Origin of the sequence: Dyadobacter sp. 676 (assembly GCF_040448675.1) — a bacterium.
Lineage (GTDB): Bacteria > Bacteroidota > Bacteroidia > Cytophagales > Spirosomataceae > Dyadobacter.
The window spans coordinates 2,631,810-2,647,042 of the sequence record NZ_CP159289.1 but is presented as its reverse complement, the minus strand read 5'-3'; the positions used below and the strand labels follow the sequence as shown (position 1 = coordinate 2,647,042).

Below are 15,233 nucleotides of genomic sequence, written 5' to 3'. Positions count from 1 at the left end.
TTTGGAAAATAGAATGGAGTTTGGAATAAAACTAACAACAACTACTGTAAAGATTGTAAAAAATACCATCCGTGCATTCGTGTAAAACTATAATTATTTGAATAAGCCAATAACTCTCGCGGATAGTTAAAAACTCGGCGCGCATATAACACAGGAGCGAAATGCCGTTATATGCATCGAATTTTTAACCCGTTATCGCCCCATGAAAAGAATCCTGACGCTGACCTTCGCCCTCGGGCTCCTATTGAGCGGTTTTACCGCCTCCACTTCATTCGCGCAGAGCGATCGGAACGACAGTCGGCGTGGCGACGCCCGACGTAGCGACGTTCGACGCGATGACGACGGTTTCCAAAATGACGCTGCAACCAATAGCAAGCTCAACAACCGGCGGCTTGAAAAGAACATGGACAAGTACGCCGACCAGCTCTACCTTACAAAGCGGCAGCAGAAACAGCTCAGAAAGATAGACAGGCGTTATGCGAGAATGGAAAGGAAAATGAAGCGCCGGGGTGACAATAAAAGAAGCGACCGCAAACGCCTGGCCGAGGAAAAGCGCATTGAAATTATCGAGGTATTAACGCCGGAGCAGCAGCAGACGCTGGAAGCATTGTCGAAGAAAGGCAGGTTTAGTTTGGATCAGCTGTTTGGGCGGTAGTTTTCAGGAAGCCCCAAATCATCATAATCCTGAAATATTAGAAATGCCGGTTACTTAATGACAACACATGACTATTCCTGAACAACACTTGACCATTCCTGACAACACTTGACAATACCTGACCAAAAATCACTTCAACCCCTCCAACCAAGCCTCGACCGTCGGCCCTGACAAATCAAACAGCAGCCCCGGCAGGATACCCACCAGAATGGTAAGGAGCACCAACGGCACAAGCATAAGCGTTTCCCGGCGCGTAAGATCCGTAAGCACTTGTGTGGTCCCGTTTTTGTACCAGAACGAGCTGAAAAACATCCGCTGATAGGTCCAGAGGAAATAGCCGGCCGCGAGCACGATGCCGAGTGTGGAAACCGCCGGGATCCAGACGGGCAGCGCGTCCGACTGAAATGCGCCCATGAGCGTGAACAATTCTCCGACGAAGCCCGAGAAGCCCGGCAAGCCGAGCGATGCAAAGAATGCGATGCCCGTAATAACCGTGTATTGGGGCATGACGGCGATCAGGCCGCGATAGTGGTCGATGCGGCGGTCGTGGGTACGGTCGTAGAGGACGCCGGTAAGCAAAAAGAGCATTGCCGACAGAATGCCGTGGCTGACCATCTGGTAAATGGCGCCGTTGAAGCCCTCTGGCGTGAATGCGGCGATTCCTAGGAGCACGAAGCCCATGTGCGAAACCGACGAGTAGGCGATCATTTTCTTCAAATCGCTTTGCCCCAATGCATTGAAACCGCCGTAAACGATGGAGATCATACCGAGAATGGCGAGCGGAATGGCGCTGTACAACGCTTCGGCAGGGAAGAAACCATCGACGATCCGGATGAAACCGTAACCACCGATTTTCAGCAAGATACCCGCGAGCACAACGGATATGGGCGTGGGCGCTTCCACGTGCGCGTCGGGCAACCACGTATGCACGGGCACGACGGGCAGTTTCACGGCGAAGCCGATGAACAGGAACCAGAATGCGAGCAAGCGCACCGGAATATCGGCGATGAAAAATTCGGATACCGCGTTAAGGACCGAACCCGGAATGTAGTTGCCCGGATCAGCGAGGTATGTGAAACGGAATGTGTGAATGAGCTGTTCGGGGGCGATTTTACCATCGAAAAGCCATTGCTGGATCTGCGGGATCATGTCGGGATGGACCGCATCTTCGGGGCCGATAAGGCCGACCGCACGCGCCGTTTCCACCGGGTCGATCACCGAAAGGTACAGGCCGATCATCACGATCAGGATCAGCAATGAGCCTAGAAATGTGTAAATGAAGAATTTCAAGGCCGCATATTCCCGCCGCGGACCGCCCCAAAGACCGATGAGGAAGTACATCGGCAAAAGCATGAATTCAAAGAATAAATAGAACAGGAAGAAGTCCTGCGCGAGAAAGCAACCCATGACGCTGCCGCTCAGCAGCAAATACAACCCGAAATAGGCCCTCGATTTGTGATTGATGTTCCATGAACTCACCACGCCCACCAGCAGCACCACCACGGCCAGCAGCACGAGCGGGAAGCTGATCCCATCCACCGCCAGTGCATAATCAATCGAAACAACACCCAGCGAGCCAATCGGCAGCGTGATCCATTCCCTTACTTCGGAAAGTTGCAGCACAGCGTCCTGATTATTAAATGACAAATAGGATACCGCGGTAACGATCACTTCCAGCAGCAATGCTACCAGCGCGATGAGGCGGAAGTTATGCGGGCTGTCGACCGGCCAGAATGCGACGGCCGCGGCACCGAGTAATGGTATGGCTATTAAAAAGGTGAGTATATGATCGATCATCAAGCATTAATTTAATCGGCCGCGCTACATTATATCGCAACCAGCCACAATATCAACAAAAGGACGCCCATTACCGCTACGACGTAGTACGACTGTATCCGGCCGCTCTGTACGTTCCGCGCTGCCTGCCCCGCCGAACGGATCGAGAAAGCGGTGAGATGTACCGCACCGTCGACGAACATCCTGTCGAACCAGGCGATAAAATGCCCAAACACAAGGCTGCCTTTCGCAACCAGGTCGACAAGGGCATCGACAATATTTTTTTCGAAGGCTTTGAGCGACTCCGCGACCATTTCAAATGGAATGAGGAAATACTTTTCATTGGAATAACCGCGCAGCCAGTTCCATGGACTCTGAAAGGGTTCGCCAACCGGAATGGGGTCATTTACCTTAAATGGATTTTCGGCGCCCGTTTCACGATAGGCCAGAAAAATCGAAACGAATGTAACGGCACTTGCCGCAAACGGTACCCATATTAAATGCGCGCCGTACTCCTTTCCGATCCAATGCAGGAACCACCCCTCCGCATTAAAAGGATTAACCGAAAACCAGAAGAACAACGACAATACGGAAAGTAATACCATCGGCAGCCACATCGCCACCGGCGACTCGTGCGGGTGTACGCTTGCAGGGGAACGCGTCTCTCCAAAGAATACCAGCCAGACCTGGCGTGTCATATAAAAAGCAGTTAACCCGGCGGATAGAATCACCAATACGGGGAATAGGTAGCCCAACGTTCCATATTCCGAAGCCCACAAAAAGCCTTCGGTAATAATCGCGTCTTTGGAAAGGAAGCCTGAAAAGAATGGTAATCCCGCCAGAGCAGCCGCGCAAACCGAAAAGCAAATGAATGTAATGGGCAATGCCTTGCGCAGGCCGCCCATTCTGCGCATATCCTGCGGATCATAACCAGGCAGTTCGTTGCCCGGAGTTACCGCGTGGATCACCGAGCCGGCCGAAAGGAACAATCCCGCTTTAAAGAATGCGTGCGTTGCGAGATGGAACAATGCCGTTTGCCAGCTCCCGAACCCGACCGCCATCACCATGAGCCCCAGTTGCGACATCGTCGAATACGCCAGGACCTTTTTAATATCCCAACCTTTCAAGGCCTTTACAGCACCGGTAAACATGGTAATGGCTCCGATAACGAGTATTACAAAACGCGCGTCGACGGTTAGCAAAAAGGATATTCTGGCCAGTAAAAAAATACCTGCCGCCACCATCGTAGCCGCGTGGATCAACGCCGATACCGGCGTAGGGCCTTCCATCGCATCAGGCAGCCAGCCCGAGAGCGGGAATTGCGCAGATTTACCTACACAACCACCAAACAGACAAATGCCGATAGCCGTCAGCATTTTGTCAGGAATCATTCCTACTTTCAGCTGGGAAAGCACGTCAAAATCCGTAGAACCAATATAGTAGAAGAGCATTAAAATACCCGTCAGAAAAGCGGCATCGCCGATGCGGTTGAGCACAAATGCCTTCTGCGCTGCCCAAACGGGGCGCTTTTTTAGTATACCAAAAACCGATCAGCAGGTATGACGACAGCCCCACCAGCTCCCAGAATATGTACATCACCAGCAAACTGCCCGCGAGCACAATTCCAAGCATCGAAAAAAGAAAGAGCTGAATGAATGCAAAATAGCGGTTCACATTCCGGTCGTCGTGCATGTAAGCTGTGGAAAACAGCTGTACGAGCAACGCCACGAAATGCACAATGACGAGCATCAGGACCGAAAGCGTATCGAAACGGAACGAAAGCTCAACAGAATGACTGCCGATAGTAACCCACTGAAAACGAATGAAGTGGTCGGAACCCGGATCGGCGTTGATAACGCTGACGACCAACCCCACGGCCGTGCACAGCACGCCAATCCAGCCCGCGGATTTATTTAGACTTTTTCCACCCAGCCATAGCAATAAAAAGCACGAAAACGGCAAGCCTAATAGCAGATAAGCAGGTAATAGGTATGCGGTATCGGGCATAAGGTGCGGGGAATTCGTTTAAATTTCGGCAAATATCCTGAATTCGCGACCGAATTCAAACAATGCTAGATGTCTTTCTCGATGTCGTCTATCTTCACTGAACCGTGTATTACCTCCAGCAGTTCCCTGAGGTCGTACGTCGAGCGGTTATACGTATTACCGAGAACAATGATCACCGCATCGTCTTCGGGGCACACCCATAGCATCGTATTGTACCCCTTCCACCAGCCACCGTGGTAGATAAACCGTGGAGTGTGATCCTCCTTGATGTGCATCCGGAATCCGTAACCGTAATTGCGGATACCATCGCGCTCGAAGCTGCGGGGCTTGAATGCCTCATCGAGCAGCTTTTTTTCGATGATCAGCCCTTTTGTGAGGCCGTTGTAGAACCGGTAAATGTCCATTGTGGTCGAATAGAGGCCTTTATCTCCTACCACTTCATCGTAATAATCCTTTTCCAGCCGGCGCCCGTACTGATGCCCGTCGGTGCGGTTTTTCATCGCGGCGATGGTTGTGTCGGTCACCAGGTAGGTGTTCTGCATTCCGAGCGGCGTAAAAATCTGGCTGTTCAGGTATTTACCGAATGAGTCGCCCGTTACCTTCTCGACGATCGCGGCGAGAACGCAGTAGTTGGTATTGCAGTAATTGAATGAGCGGCCCGGGCGGTTATATGGCTGCGGGGTTGGCACCACCTTGGCGTACCAATCCATGATATCGAGGTTATCAGGGTATTTCCTGCCATGACGGACGCTGTCGTTGAACGAATAAATGTAATTGGGCAACCCGCTGCGGTGGCTCAGCAGCATATCGACTTTCACCCCGTGATATGGGAAATCGGGGAAAAAGCGCTGCACCGAATCGTCGAGCGCCACGCGTCCTTCCTGGATCAGTTTCAAAACCGCTACCGCTGTAAATGGCTTCGACAGCGACGCAAGCTGGAAACGGGAATCGGCCGTGAGCGTATCCTTCGCCTTCATATGCGCGAAACCGAAGGAGTTCTGATAAAGTATCCTGCCTTTTTGGACCACCAGCACATTGCCGTTGAACCCGGCGTTCCTTTTTCGCCTGAAAATATCCTCGATCTTCGCAATTTTTTCGGCAGTTTCGGCATCAGGGTTCGTTACCGGCACGGGATCGAGATTTTTGACAGCTTTGCCAGACACGGCCACGTCCGGGGAATCGGTTTTGCTTTTTCTGACTAACCCCCAGGAAACCAACAAAATCACCAGGACGGCAATGCCCGTCCACCACACTTTCGGCTGCACTTTTTTCAACATAGGCTTTTGGCCTTTAATAATCAGAACGTTGCTATGCTAACGACACATCGAAAGCACTTTTTATACTTTACCATTACAAATTAAGCGCAGAATGCCTTACGGAACCAATACTTTCAGATGTTCTTTTCGGCCATTCTCTACGTATACTACAAAATAAATGCCAGAAGGGAGCGGCCGGGAAGGCAATAGCCTGATGCGTCCGCACGCATCGTTTTCGCGCCGGAAGGGGATGGGGGTGCCCGATGCATCGTACAATGCAAGGAATAGATTGCCGGTATGGCGAGCGGTCAAAGAAATGATCCGGGAAGAAGCCGGATTGGGCGCGACCCTGATGCCGGAGGTTTCGGTATTGTCAACCGCAATGGGTTTGCAGAGGGTGAAGCCCGAATCTTTATCGGCGAGCTTCAACCTGTAATAACTTATACCGACCGGCGGATCATTGTCAACAAATGAATACGGCGTCCGTCCGGCGGTTTCCCCCGAAGCCCCGACTACTCCGATCGTTGTGAACGTCTTCATGTCTCCGCTGCGCTGGATTATGAATTCGCGGGTGTTCTTTTCCCATGTGGTTTCCCAGTCCAATGCAATGCGCCCGTTTTCCGAATGGCCCTTGAAATAGGCAATGTCTACGGGTAAAATAATAGCCAGAACATTGCCGTTGACTGAGATTTCATCAAATCCGAATGTGCCGTGAATATCCACCGAATTATAGCCATAAACCCTGAACGAGAAAGTGTTGTTGGAAAGGTTGTTGTAGCTTACCGGAATGTTGCAGTTGGTGAACATCCCGCTACTGCCGATCGCAAACGCACTCAGATCGCTCGCGAAGCCGTCAATGCTTGTCCGGATTTTGACATTGGACGGGCCGTTGTTTGAGCGGCGGAGGCGGAAAGAAATGGAGGTGATATTATATTTAAATGAATTCGCTGTCAATGAGAATTCCATATAACGCGAGGCCGAAAAACTCACCGGCCATGGCCTTGTGGTGTAGCCGACTACAATAGCTCCGCCAATTGCGCTGTAAACTGTCGGTAATGTAAAGTCGTTGGGCCCGCCGGCAAGTAACGCGTCGGTTGGAGTGAAATTGGCATGGTCCGAAACGCCGGCCTGGGTGTAATCCATCGCCCATTTGACATGGAACGGCTCCTGCGCGTGGGCATTAAAAACAAAAAGCAGCATCGCGGCCATGGCCACAATACTGCTTTGCAAGAATTGTATTGTCTTTTTCATGTGCGTGTTGGTTTAAATAAAACTTACACTAACTGCTTTACTCTTTACGTAAAGCCATGAAAAAGGTAACAGCTTGTAGAATTAAAATTCTGCGCTTTTGGGATAACGCGGGAACGGAATTACGTCACGGATATTACCCATGCCGGTTACGAACTGCACGAGGCGCTCGAAGCCCAGCCCGAAGCCCGAATGCGGCGCGGTACCGAATTTGCGGGTTTCGAGGTACCACCACAGGTTTTCAGGATCGATACCGATTTCCTTCACGCGGCCCAGCAGCTTATCGTAATTTTCTTCGCGCTGGCTGCCGCCGATGATCTCGCCAATTCCCGGAAAGAGCACGTCCATTGCCCGTACCGTTTTACCGTCATCATCGAGTTTCATATAGAACGACTTGATCTCGCGTGGATAGTTGGTCAGGATCACCGGTTTTTTGAAATGCTTCTCGACGAGGTAACGCTCATGCTCGCTCGACAAATCGATGCCCCAGCCCACCGGGAACTGGAATTTGCCCTCCTTATGCGGCTTCGATTTCAACAGGATATCGATGGCCTCGGTATAGGTCAGTCGCTCGAACGGATTGTCGACCACGAATGCCAGTTTTTCCAGCAATGGCAGCGAGCGCTCGTTTTGCGGCTTGTTTTTTTCTTCTTCCGCCAAACGGTTTTGCAGGAAACTCAGATCATCCTTGCAATTCACCAGCGCATAGGTGATCACTTTTTTGACAAAATCTTCCGCCAGGTCCATATTGTCTTTCAGCTCGAAAAACGCCATTTCAGGCTCAATCATCCAGAATTCGGCCAAATGGCGCGTCGTGTTCGAGTTTTCGGCACGGAACGTCGGCCCGAAGGTGTAGATCTTCGAAAGCGCCATCGCGCCCAGCTCGCCTTCGAGCTGCCCGGAAACGGTGAGGTTGGCCTCCCGGCCGAAAAAATCCTCCTTGAAATTGATCGCACCGTCGTCTGTACGCGGCAGGTTGTTCAGGTCGAGCGTCGTCACCCGGAACATTTCTCCCGCACCTTCCGCATCCGAAGCTGTAATTACGGGCGTGTGCAGGTAGAAAAAGCCTTTTTCATTGAAATATTGGTGCACGGCGAATGCCAGCGCGTGGCGGATGCGGAGGATCGCGCCGAATGTATTCGTGCGTGGACGCAGGTGGGCGATCTCGCGCAGGAATTCCAGCGAGTGCTTTTTGGGTTGCAACGGATATTGCTCCGGGTCGGCGGTTCCGTAAACTTCGATGTCGGAGATTTTGACTTCCACCGTTTGCCCCGAGCCTTGCGATGCGATGAGCTGGCCGGTTATTTTAAGGCATGCACCGGTGGTTACTGTCAACAGTAATTCGGCAGAAAACTGACCGGGCTCAGCCACTGCCTGGATATTATGAATGGTCGAGCCGTCATTCAACGCGATAAAGATCGCGTTTTTGCTTTCTCTTTTTGTTCTTACCCAGCCCTTTACAACAACGGATTGGTTGTCAGGCGCAGTTTGTAAAATGTCTTTGATTTGCAACGGTCCCATTTTTCAATTCAATCTTTAAAATGTAAGCCGGTCAATACCCGGTTTTTTACGAATGAGGCGCAAAATTACAAATTCGGCCCCGAAAACCTATTGTGGGACCGGAACTTACTTTTCTGGGGAACGCAATGATTGTACAGTCTGGTTTTCAACGTAATTTTGCCCGCATCATCCTGATTAAAGACCCGATTACTTTGAATAACCGACTTGCCATCCTATTGTCGGTGGTTTTCCACCCGCTGATACTCACTACATACCTGTTTGCATTGCTCTTTTTCCTGGTCCCCGACCTGGTAGGCGTGAGCGCGTTCGAAATGCCGGCGCTGGGGAGCCTGCTGCTGCTCCTTTGGCTGAATACCTTCATTGCGCCGGCCATTATGATGTTTTATTTCAAGAAGATGGGCATGATTACCTCGCTGTACGTGGAAGATGCCACCGAGCGCCGCATTCCCTATCTCGCTTGCGTGATCATTTACGGGCTCGCCACTTATCTGTTTGGCTGGCAGTTGCAGCCAATCGGCGAGCTGGCGCCGCAGATATCCGTCATTCTGGCCGGTGTGACCCTTTCCCTCGTCGTGGTTACGATGGTGAGCTATTTCTGGAAGATCAGCGCACATGCTACCGGTATCGGCGGCGTAATCGGGATGCTGTCGGGCCTGATAATCCGTTTCGATGAAAATGCGTTGCTTGCGCCGTTGCTGATGACTATCCTGATCGGTGGCTGGCTCATGAGCGCGCGCCTGCAACTGAACGCACATACGCCGTCGCAGCTCCTCGCCGGTATCTTTTGCGGCCTGCTCGTCAGTAGCGGCACGGTTTATTTCTTCTTTTGACGAAAAACACTTCACGGCATGTATCAAAACCTTATTTTCGATAACAGCGACGGCGTCGTCCGCATCACGCTCAACCGCCCGGACGTTTTTCACGCATTGAGTCCGACCCTCATTAGTGAAATTACCAGCGCCGTCCGGATCGCCTCCAACGACGATTCCGTACGTGTAGTACTTCTTACCGCCACCGGCGAAAAGGCCTTCTGCTCCGGTGCCGACCTCAAAGAAGCCGTCGCCTCAGGCCAAAGCGCCGCCGAAATCCTCCGCGACTATTACGAGCCGATGATCACCGCCATCCGCGACATTCCCAAACCTGTGCTCTGTCGCATGAACGGGTTGGCCGTAGGCGCCGGCTGCTCACTGGCGCTGGCCTGTGACATGGTGATTGCGGCCGACGATGCTTATTTAAGTTTCGCATTCGTACAAATCGGTCTGATGCCCGACGCCGGGGCGACATTTTTCCTGCCAAGATTGATCGGTCTGGCCCGCAGCTTCGACCTCGCCACGAACGCCCAGCGCATTTACGCCAGCCACGCGCACGACATCGGCCTGATCGCCAGATGCGTGGAAAGAGAAGGCCTGGACGCCCTGGTGGAAAAGCAACTCCAGCACTACCGCCACGCCCCGACGAAGGCCATCGGCGCCATGAAGCATGCATTCAACCAATCGATGCATTCGAACCTGCCACAAATGTTAGAAAACGAGCGGGAAAGTCAGGAAATGTTGTTCGGGACGCAGGATGTGAAAGAAGGGATTGCCGCTTTTTTTGGAGAAAAGGAAGGCTGATTTTCAGGGCATTTAAGCAGTATTCCAAATTTTTTTCCTAAATTTACCCGTCAGAATTTGTTACTGCAAAAGTCATCACCTACCTTTGCAGTCCGATTCGGAAATGGTTTCGTAGCTCAATTGGATAGAGCATCTGACTACGGATCAGAAGGTTTGGGGTTCGAATCCCTACGAGACCACAGAATTAAGCGCCTTTCGTGAGATTGGCGCTTTTTGTTTGCCAAAAATGTCAAAAAATACACGTTTTCGCAGGCATTTGGTGAGGCCATGTAATCGTAAGCACGAAAGTGGCGGTTTGCCCGAGCTTTTAATAGAAATGTGTTTTGCGGTGACTACCAGTTTCCATAGTTTTGTTTACTGAAAACACCTCACCTCTGTATGCGTTATATTAGCGTTGTTCTGCTTCTTGCTACAATCATTCCATCCTGTAAAAAAGACAAGCAAATACCGGTCCCTTTCCAAGAAAAAGTATCAGTTTGCTTTAATCTTTCACCAGTCGAGGACTTTACAATCGACTCACTGATCACTTTTACAAACTGCTCTGATTCGATTGATGTAACCTACGAATGGAATTTTGGAGACGGTAACACGAGTAGCAGCAGGCACGAAAAACATGCCTACGCCGAACCCGGGGAATACGAAATCAAACTGACTGTATCCAGGCCAGGAACAACTCCGGTCGTGCTTAACAAAAAGATCACGGTACGGATCAAGGAACGTTATGTCGATCTGCTTTCGGTTACCAGGCCAACAGATTTTGTCGAGGCTCCGGATGGTTCGATTTACGTGATAGGCAATACAAATAGTAAGACGGAGGCAAAGCTGTATCTATCCAAATTCGATAAAAACCTGAGACTACGATGGACAAAATACTGGTCAGATAATCATAGTATCGTCTATCGCAAAATCGATGTCGCGCTCGACGGAGGACTTTTAATGGCTGGAAGTTGGGATGAATACGATTATCGGGGGCCGCTACGCATTATGAAAACCGACAGTGCCGGAAATGTTAAATGGACGAAATCGTACCCACTGAATCAGGGTGTATCTATTGATATACGGAGTACTTCCGACGGAGGACTTGTTGTTATTGCCGAGGAGCAAGGTGAACTAGAAGGTTACGGCATTGAAATGGGTTTTACATCCATGATTAAACTAAATGCCGATGGAGCCCTTTCGTGGAGAAAAATTTTCAATGAGGAGCGCGTATTTGGCGCAGGAAATATTCTTCCACTGTCCGACGGATACCAGTTTGCCGCATCAGGCACCAGTTTAAATGGTTGCGCCAACTGTTATGATTCTTTGGTCGTTTTGAAAACCGATTTCTCGGGCAAGCTCACATTTCGTAAATCCAGGCTACGTGAGCCAATGAGCTCGGTCGGCGGTACCTGTATAGCAGCGACTGAAAACTATATATTTACCAACGGTCCCGGCCCTACATTCACATTACTGAATGCTGACGGAAAGTTTTCAAATGAATTCCCAATGCCTTCAGACCATTCAAATTGGGTAAGCAGTACTTCAACCGGACACTTTGTTACCGGTTCAGGATTTACGCATTGGAATGGCTTACTGCTGACGCTTTTTGATGAAAAAGGAGTCATGAAATGGACTAAACGCTTGGGAAGACGCAACAAAACATGTTTCCCGGAACGTGGATTCGGCACTTTCGCTTCTCAGTTGAAAGACAACTCAATTTTATTCGTTGGCATCAGCTACAAAGATTGTCCAAATGACCAAGAAAGCTCCATGTATCTTGTCAGGGTAAATGAGAACGGCGACATTTTGTAGCTGAAATTCTGATAGGGTTTCACTCCGATATTAGTTCGTCCCGAGGTCCTAGTTGGTGCCGCCCCGGGAAGAATGTATGGATAGCTATTAATTTTGGTATTTTCCCGTACCACCGCAATGGCTTAACCGGGATAATGCGCAGAAGCCAGTTATAAATGGAAGTCATTATGAAACAGTTGATATTTGTTGTTTTCATCCTGATAAGCAACTTTTCATTCTCGCAGACCAAACAAGCAAAACATTAGCATCCAAGCCATTGGCAAAAGCTGAAGACGATAAGGAGTTTGATAACGGCTCGACGCTCACCCGGATGCGCCCTAGACTTTTTTTCACTTAACCATTTTTTATGAAGTATTGAAGTCGCCGGATATTTTACCGGCATGACACGTAAATTCGAAAAAGCTACCGTACCACCTCGCTCACCAAAATCACCGGCACTACATCAGTATAATTCGCAAAGTCCGCCCGGATGGCGTCCCTGTTTGGAGCAAGGGCTTTTTGGTATTCACTCAAATTTTTTACATAGAACGTGCCGATCGCCATATAAGGCAGGGGTTGGTTCGGGATACCGCTGGAAAGGCCCTTTTCAATGGTGTACTTTACCAGGTTCGAGCCCAAATAACCGGCCACCATGGGCATGTGCTTCGTCTCGTAATACTCCATATTGAAGGTCTTGCCCTCGGCATAAGGGTACATGACGGATATTTTAATTAGGCCTTTTTCCTCGGCATTGGCGTGTGTTTCAGGTTTTCCGGATTGCTTTTCCCCACTGAACGCGACAAAACAAGTGGTCAAAAGCAAAAGCGATAAAATGAGTTTGAACTTCATGACTAGCTGATTTTAGGTTTTAGAATGTCTGAATTGTCTTGAAATATATGCAATAAATTACATTGTAGCGCATTCGGGGTCCAGGGCCGGGCGGGAGATTTAGCTTGGACCAATATGGGTAAACGTCAGGAACGCGAAGCTTTTAAGGTCGTTCGCTTTGCATTTTACTCAATCATCCCCGCCGGAACGGATCAATGAACAGAAGAACTGCTATTACACAGGTTGCGGCCATGCTCGGAGGGGCGTTTTCCGCACCGACTTTGCTGGCCATGAAACGGTGGGAAGACTATGAGCAGTCTCCGTCTTTTGGGACGGATTTTACTTTGACCGAAAACCAAAAGCTGATCGTCGCGGAGGTGGCTGAAATGATCATTCCAAAGACGGCGACACCCGGCGCGAAGGATGTGGGCGTTCCGGCGTTCATCGTGATGATGTTGCAGGATTGTTATAAAACACCCGAGCACAAGAGTTTTCTGGAAGGACTGGGTAATCTGGAAAAGAAGCAATTCCTGAACCTGAATACGGAGCAAAAAACGACAGTCTTGAAGCAGGTCGAGAACGATTCCGTCGAGGAAATGAAAGCCTATCAGGTACAGCAGACCAAAATGGGGGATAATGAAGACCGCGAGCAGATGGCGGCGCAGGCGAAAGGATTACCGTTCTGGCGGTTGATAAAGGAGCTCACGATGCTGGGTTACTTCACTTCCGAGCAAGGGATCAAATCGTCCTTTGAATACGTCCCGATTCCCGGAAAGCTGGAAATGATCCAAATGAAGCCCAATCAGAAATCTTTCGCATACTAGCCGCCAGCTCACCATGAACTTGAATTTAAAATCGGATAAAGCACATACATTCGACGCGATTGTGGTCGGTTCGGGAATGACGGGCGGAATGGCCGCCAAAGAATTGACCGAAAAAGGCCTGCAGGTGCTGATGATCGAGCGCGGACGCGAAGTGAAGCACATCGAAGATTACGACACAGCCACGAAAGGCCCGTGGGAGTTTGAGCACAGGGGAAGGGTGTCGATCCATTCGGCAGAAGAATATTGGGCGAACAACCGTTTCGGGACGCTGGCCAATGAGGAAACCGGTCCGTTCTTTACCGACGATAAACAGAACCCCTATATAGAAAAACGCCCTTTCGACTGGATCAGGGCATATCATACAGGCGGGAAGTCGATGCACTGGGGCCGGCAATCGTACCGGATGAACCGGCAGGATTTCGAGGCGAATGCGAAAGAAGGCATCGCCATCGACTGGCCGATCCGGTATGAGGACCTGGAACCCTGGTATACGCATGTCGAAAAGTTTGTCGGTATCAGCGGTCAGGCCGAGGGCTGGGAAGTTTTGCCGGACGGCCACTATCTGCCGGCGATGCCGATGAGCGCCCCGGAGCGGTATTTCAGGGAGACGATGATGAAAAAGCTGAAACGGCCGGTCACGATCGGCCGCGTCGCCAATCTCACCAGGCCGCAGCCCTGGCACACGGATCTCGGGCGGGCGTCGTGCCAGTATCGCAGCAAATGCGCCCGTGGATGCCCTTATGGTGGTTATTATAGCTCATTGTCGGGCTCCATACCAGCAGCGCGCAAGACGAACAGACTGACGGTCTTGCACGATACCATTGCCAGCGAGGTTATTTACGACGAAAAAACGCATCGCGCCAAAGGGGTCCGTGTGATCAATCAGCATACGATGGCCGTAGAGGAGTTTTTTGCGAAAATCATATTCCTGAATGCCGGTTCGATGAACACCGCGGCGCTTTTGCTGAATTCGAAGTCCAACCGTTTTCCCACAGGGCTTGGTAACGACAGCGACCAGGTGGGCAGGAATATCATGGACCATCACCTGGGCGTGGGCGCGAATGCGACGGTCGAGGGCTTTGAAAACGACTATATTTTTGGCCAAAGGCCTAATGCACTATACATCCCGCGTTTCAGGAACTGGGGAACCGACAAAAAGGACTTCCTGCGCGGCTACGGATATCAGGGAGGCGCAAGCAAGTCGGATTGGAAGCGGGGGATCACGATGAATGGTTTTGGCGCCAGTTTCAAGGAGGATATGTCGCGTCCCGGCACCTGGACAATGGGATTCGGCGGCTTCGGGGAAATCCTGCCCGATCCGTCTAACCGGATGTTCCTCGACAAAGACAAAAAAGACAAATGGGGCATTCCGTTGATCGTTTTCGACGCCGCATTCGGTGAAAACGAGCTGGCAATGCGCAAGGATATGATGGCCTCGGCCGTGGAAATGCTCGAAGTCGCCGGTTTTAAGAATGTTACCGGGTTTAACCGCTCCGACACGCATCCGGGCCTGGGCATACACGACATGGGCACGGCACGTATGGGTAAGGACCCGAAAAACTCCGTGCTGAATAAATTCAACCAGGTGCATGCCTGCAAAAATGTGTTCGTCACCGATGGCGCGGCAATGGTATCCTCCGCCTGTGTGAACCCATCCATTACCTACATGGCCATGACGGCCAGAGCGGCTGATTATGCCGTGGCGGAGTTAAAACGGCAGAATTTATAAGTAAGG

General features: G+C 50.7%; 13 protein-coding genes and 1 tRNA gene. 7 read left to right on the top strand and 7 right to left on the bottom strand.

Going from position 1 to position 15,233, the window contains the following annotated elements; translation table 11 throughout:
• The first annotated feature begins 202 nt into the window (after positions 1-202).
• Positions 203-655 (top strand): hypothetical protein, encoded by a 453-nt coding sequence (locus tag ABV298_RS11810; protein WP_353722304.1) that lies wholly within the window; start codon positions 203-205, stop codon positions 653-655.
• Between the two features lie 129 nt (positions 656-784).
• On the opposite strand, the gene ABV298_RS11805 is transcribed toward ABV298_RS11810, so the two are convergent.
• The 6 genes from ABV298_RS11805 to asnS all read right to left on the bottom strand — a co-directional run bounded on the left by ABV298_RS11805 (position 785) and on the right by asnS (position 8,463).
• Positions 785-2,452, bottom strand: a complete 1,668-nt coding sequence (locus ABV298_RS11805; protein WP_353722303.1) for an NADH-quinone oxidoreductase subunit M — start codon at positions 2,450-2,452, stop codon at positions 785-787.
• A gap of 29 nt (positions 2,453-2,481) precedes the next feature.
• Entirely contained in the window at positions 2,482-3,927 is a 1,446-nt protein-coding gene (locus ABV298_RS11800) for a proton-conducting transporter membrane subunit (protein ID WP_353722302.1), read from the bottom strand.
• A complete protein-coding gene (locus ABV298_RS11795; protein WP_353722301.1) occupies positions 3,848-4,438 on the bottom strand; it encodes a proton-conducting transporter membrane subunit in 591 nt (196 codons plus the stop codon). The genes ABV298_RS11800 and ABV298_RS11795 overlap by 80 nt, the downstream gene beginning before the upstream one ends.
• Before the next feature lie 65 nt (positions 4,439-4,503).
• Entirely contained in the window at positions 4,504-5,715 is a 1,212-nt protein-coding gene (locus ABV298_RS11790; RefSeq protein WP_353722300.1) for a serine hydrolase domain-containing protein, read from the bottom strand.
• Between the two features lie 96 nt (positions 5,716-5,811).
• Entirely contained in the window at positions 5,812-6,945 is a 1,134-nt protein-coding gene (locus tag ABV298_RS11785) for a T9SS type A sorting domain-containing protein (RefSeq protein ID WP_353722299.1), read from the bottom strand.
• Positions 6,946-7,026: 81 nt separating this feature from the next.
• Complete coding sequence (gene asnS / locus ABV298_RS11780; RefSeq protein WP_353722298.1) at positions 7,027-8,463, bottom strand: asparagine--tRNA ligase; 1,437 nt, start codon at positions 8,461-8,463, stop codon at positions 7,027-7,029.
• A gap of 125 nt (positions 8,464-8,588) precedes the next feature.
• On the opposite strand from asnS, the gene ABV298_RS11775 reads away from it, so the two are divergent.
• The 4 genes from ABV298_RS11775 to ABV298_RS11760 all read left to right on the top strand — a co-directional run bounded on the left by ABV298_RS11775 (position 8,589) and on the right by ABV298_RS11760 (position 11,867).
• Positions 8,589-9,293, top strand: a complete 705-nt coding sequence (locus ABV298_RS11775; protein ID WP_353722297.1) for a hypothetical protein — start codon at positions 8,589-8,591, stop codon at positions 9,291-9,293.
• 18 nt (positions 9,294-9,311) lie between these two features.
• Positions 9,312-10,076, top strand: coding sequence for an enoyl-CoA hydratase-related protein (locus ABV298_RS11770; protein ID WP_353722296.1), 765 nt, complete (start codon positions 9,312-9,314; stop codon positions 10,074-10,076).
• A gap of 105 nt (positions 10,077-10,181) precedes the next feature.
• A tRNA-Arg gene (locus ABV298_RS11765) sits at positions 10,182-10,255 on the top strand.
• Positions 10,256-10,454: 199 nt separating this feature from the next.
• Positions 10,455-11,867 carry a PKD domain-containing protein gene (locus tag ABV298_RS11760; protein ID WP_353722295.1) on the top strand — a complete coding sequence of 471 codons (1,413 nt, stop codon included), beginning with the start codon at positions 10,455-10,457 and terminating at the stop codon, positions 11,865-11,867.
• Between the two features lie 402 nt (positions 11,868-12,269).
• On the opposite strand, the gene ABV298_RS11755 is transcribed toward ABV298_RS11760, so the two are convergent.
• Entirely contained in the window at positions 12,270-12,695 is a 426-nt protein-coding gene (locus tag ABV298_RS11755) for an EthD family reductase (RefSeq protein WP_353722294.1), read from the bottom strand.
• Between the two features lie 194 nt (positions 12,696-12,889).
• Here ABV298_RS11755 and ABV298_RS11750 point away from each other — a divergent pair, with 194 nt between their 5' ends.
• Complete coding sequence (locus ABV298_RS11750; protein WP_353722293.1) at positions 12,890-13,498, top strand: gluconate 2-dehydrogenase subunit 3 family protein; 609 nt, start codon at positions 12,890-12,892, stop codon at positions 13,496-13,498.
• Between the two features lie 13 nt (positions 13,499-13,511).
• Positions 13,512-15,227 (top strand): GMC family oxidoreductase, encoded by a 1,716-nt coding sequence (locus ABV298_RS11745; protein WP_353722292.1) that lies wholly within the window; start codon positions 13,512-13,514, stop codon positions 15,225-15,227.
• Positions 15,228-15,233: the final 6 nt, after the last annotated feature.

Coding starts and splice junctions, on each gene's coding strand:
- ABV298_RS11750 (WP_353722293.1), top strand. CDS start 12,890: ATGAACAGAAGAACTGCTATTACACAGGTTGCGGCCATGCTCGGAGGG.
- ABV298_RS11755 (WP_353722294.1), bottom strand. CDS start 12,695: ATGAAGTTCAAACTCATTTTATCGCTTTTGCTTTTGACCACTTGTTTT.
- ABV298_RS11745 (WP_353722292.1), top strand. CDS start 13,512: ATGAACTTGAATTTAAAATCGGATAAAGCACATACATTCGACGCGATT.
- ABV298_RS11795 (WP_353722301.1), bottom strand. CDS start 4,438: ATGCCCGATACCGCATACCTATTACCTGCTTATCTGCTATTAGGCTTG.
- ABV298_RS11775 (WP_353722297.1), top strand. CDS start 8,589: ATGATTGTACAGTCTGGTTTTCAACGTAATTTTGCCCGCATCATCCTG.
- ABV298_RS11770 (WP_353722296.1), top strand. CDS start 9,312: ATGTATCAAAACCTTATTTTCGATAACAGCGACGGCGTCGTCCGCATC.
- ABV298_RS11805 (WP_353722303.1), bottom strand. CDS start 2,452: ATGATCGATCATATACTCACCTTTTTAATAGCCATACCATTACTCGGT.
- asnS (WP_353722298.1), bottom strand. CDS start 8,463: ATGGGACCGTTGCAAATCAAAGACATTTTACAAACTGCGCCTGACAAC.
- ABV298_RS11810 (WP_353722304.1), top strand. CDS start 203: ATGAAAAGAATCCTGACGCTGACCTTCGCCCTCGGGCTCCTATTGAGC.
- ABV298_RS11760 (WP_353722295.1), top strand. CDS start 10,455: ATGCGTTATATTAGCGTTGTTCTGCTTCTTGCTACAATCATTCCATCC.
- ABV298_RS11785 (WP_353722299.1), bottom strand. CDS start 6,945: ATGAAAAAGACAATACAATTCTTGCAAAGCAGTATTGTGGCCATGGCC.
- ABV298_RS11790 (WP_353722300.1), bottom strand. CDS start 5,715: ATGTTGAAAAAAGTGCAGCCGAAAGTGTGGTGGACGGGCATTGCCGTC.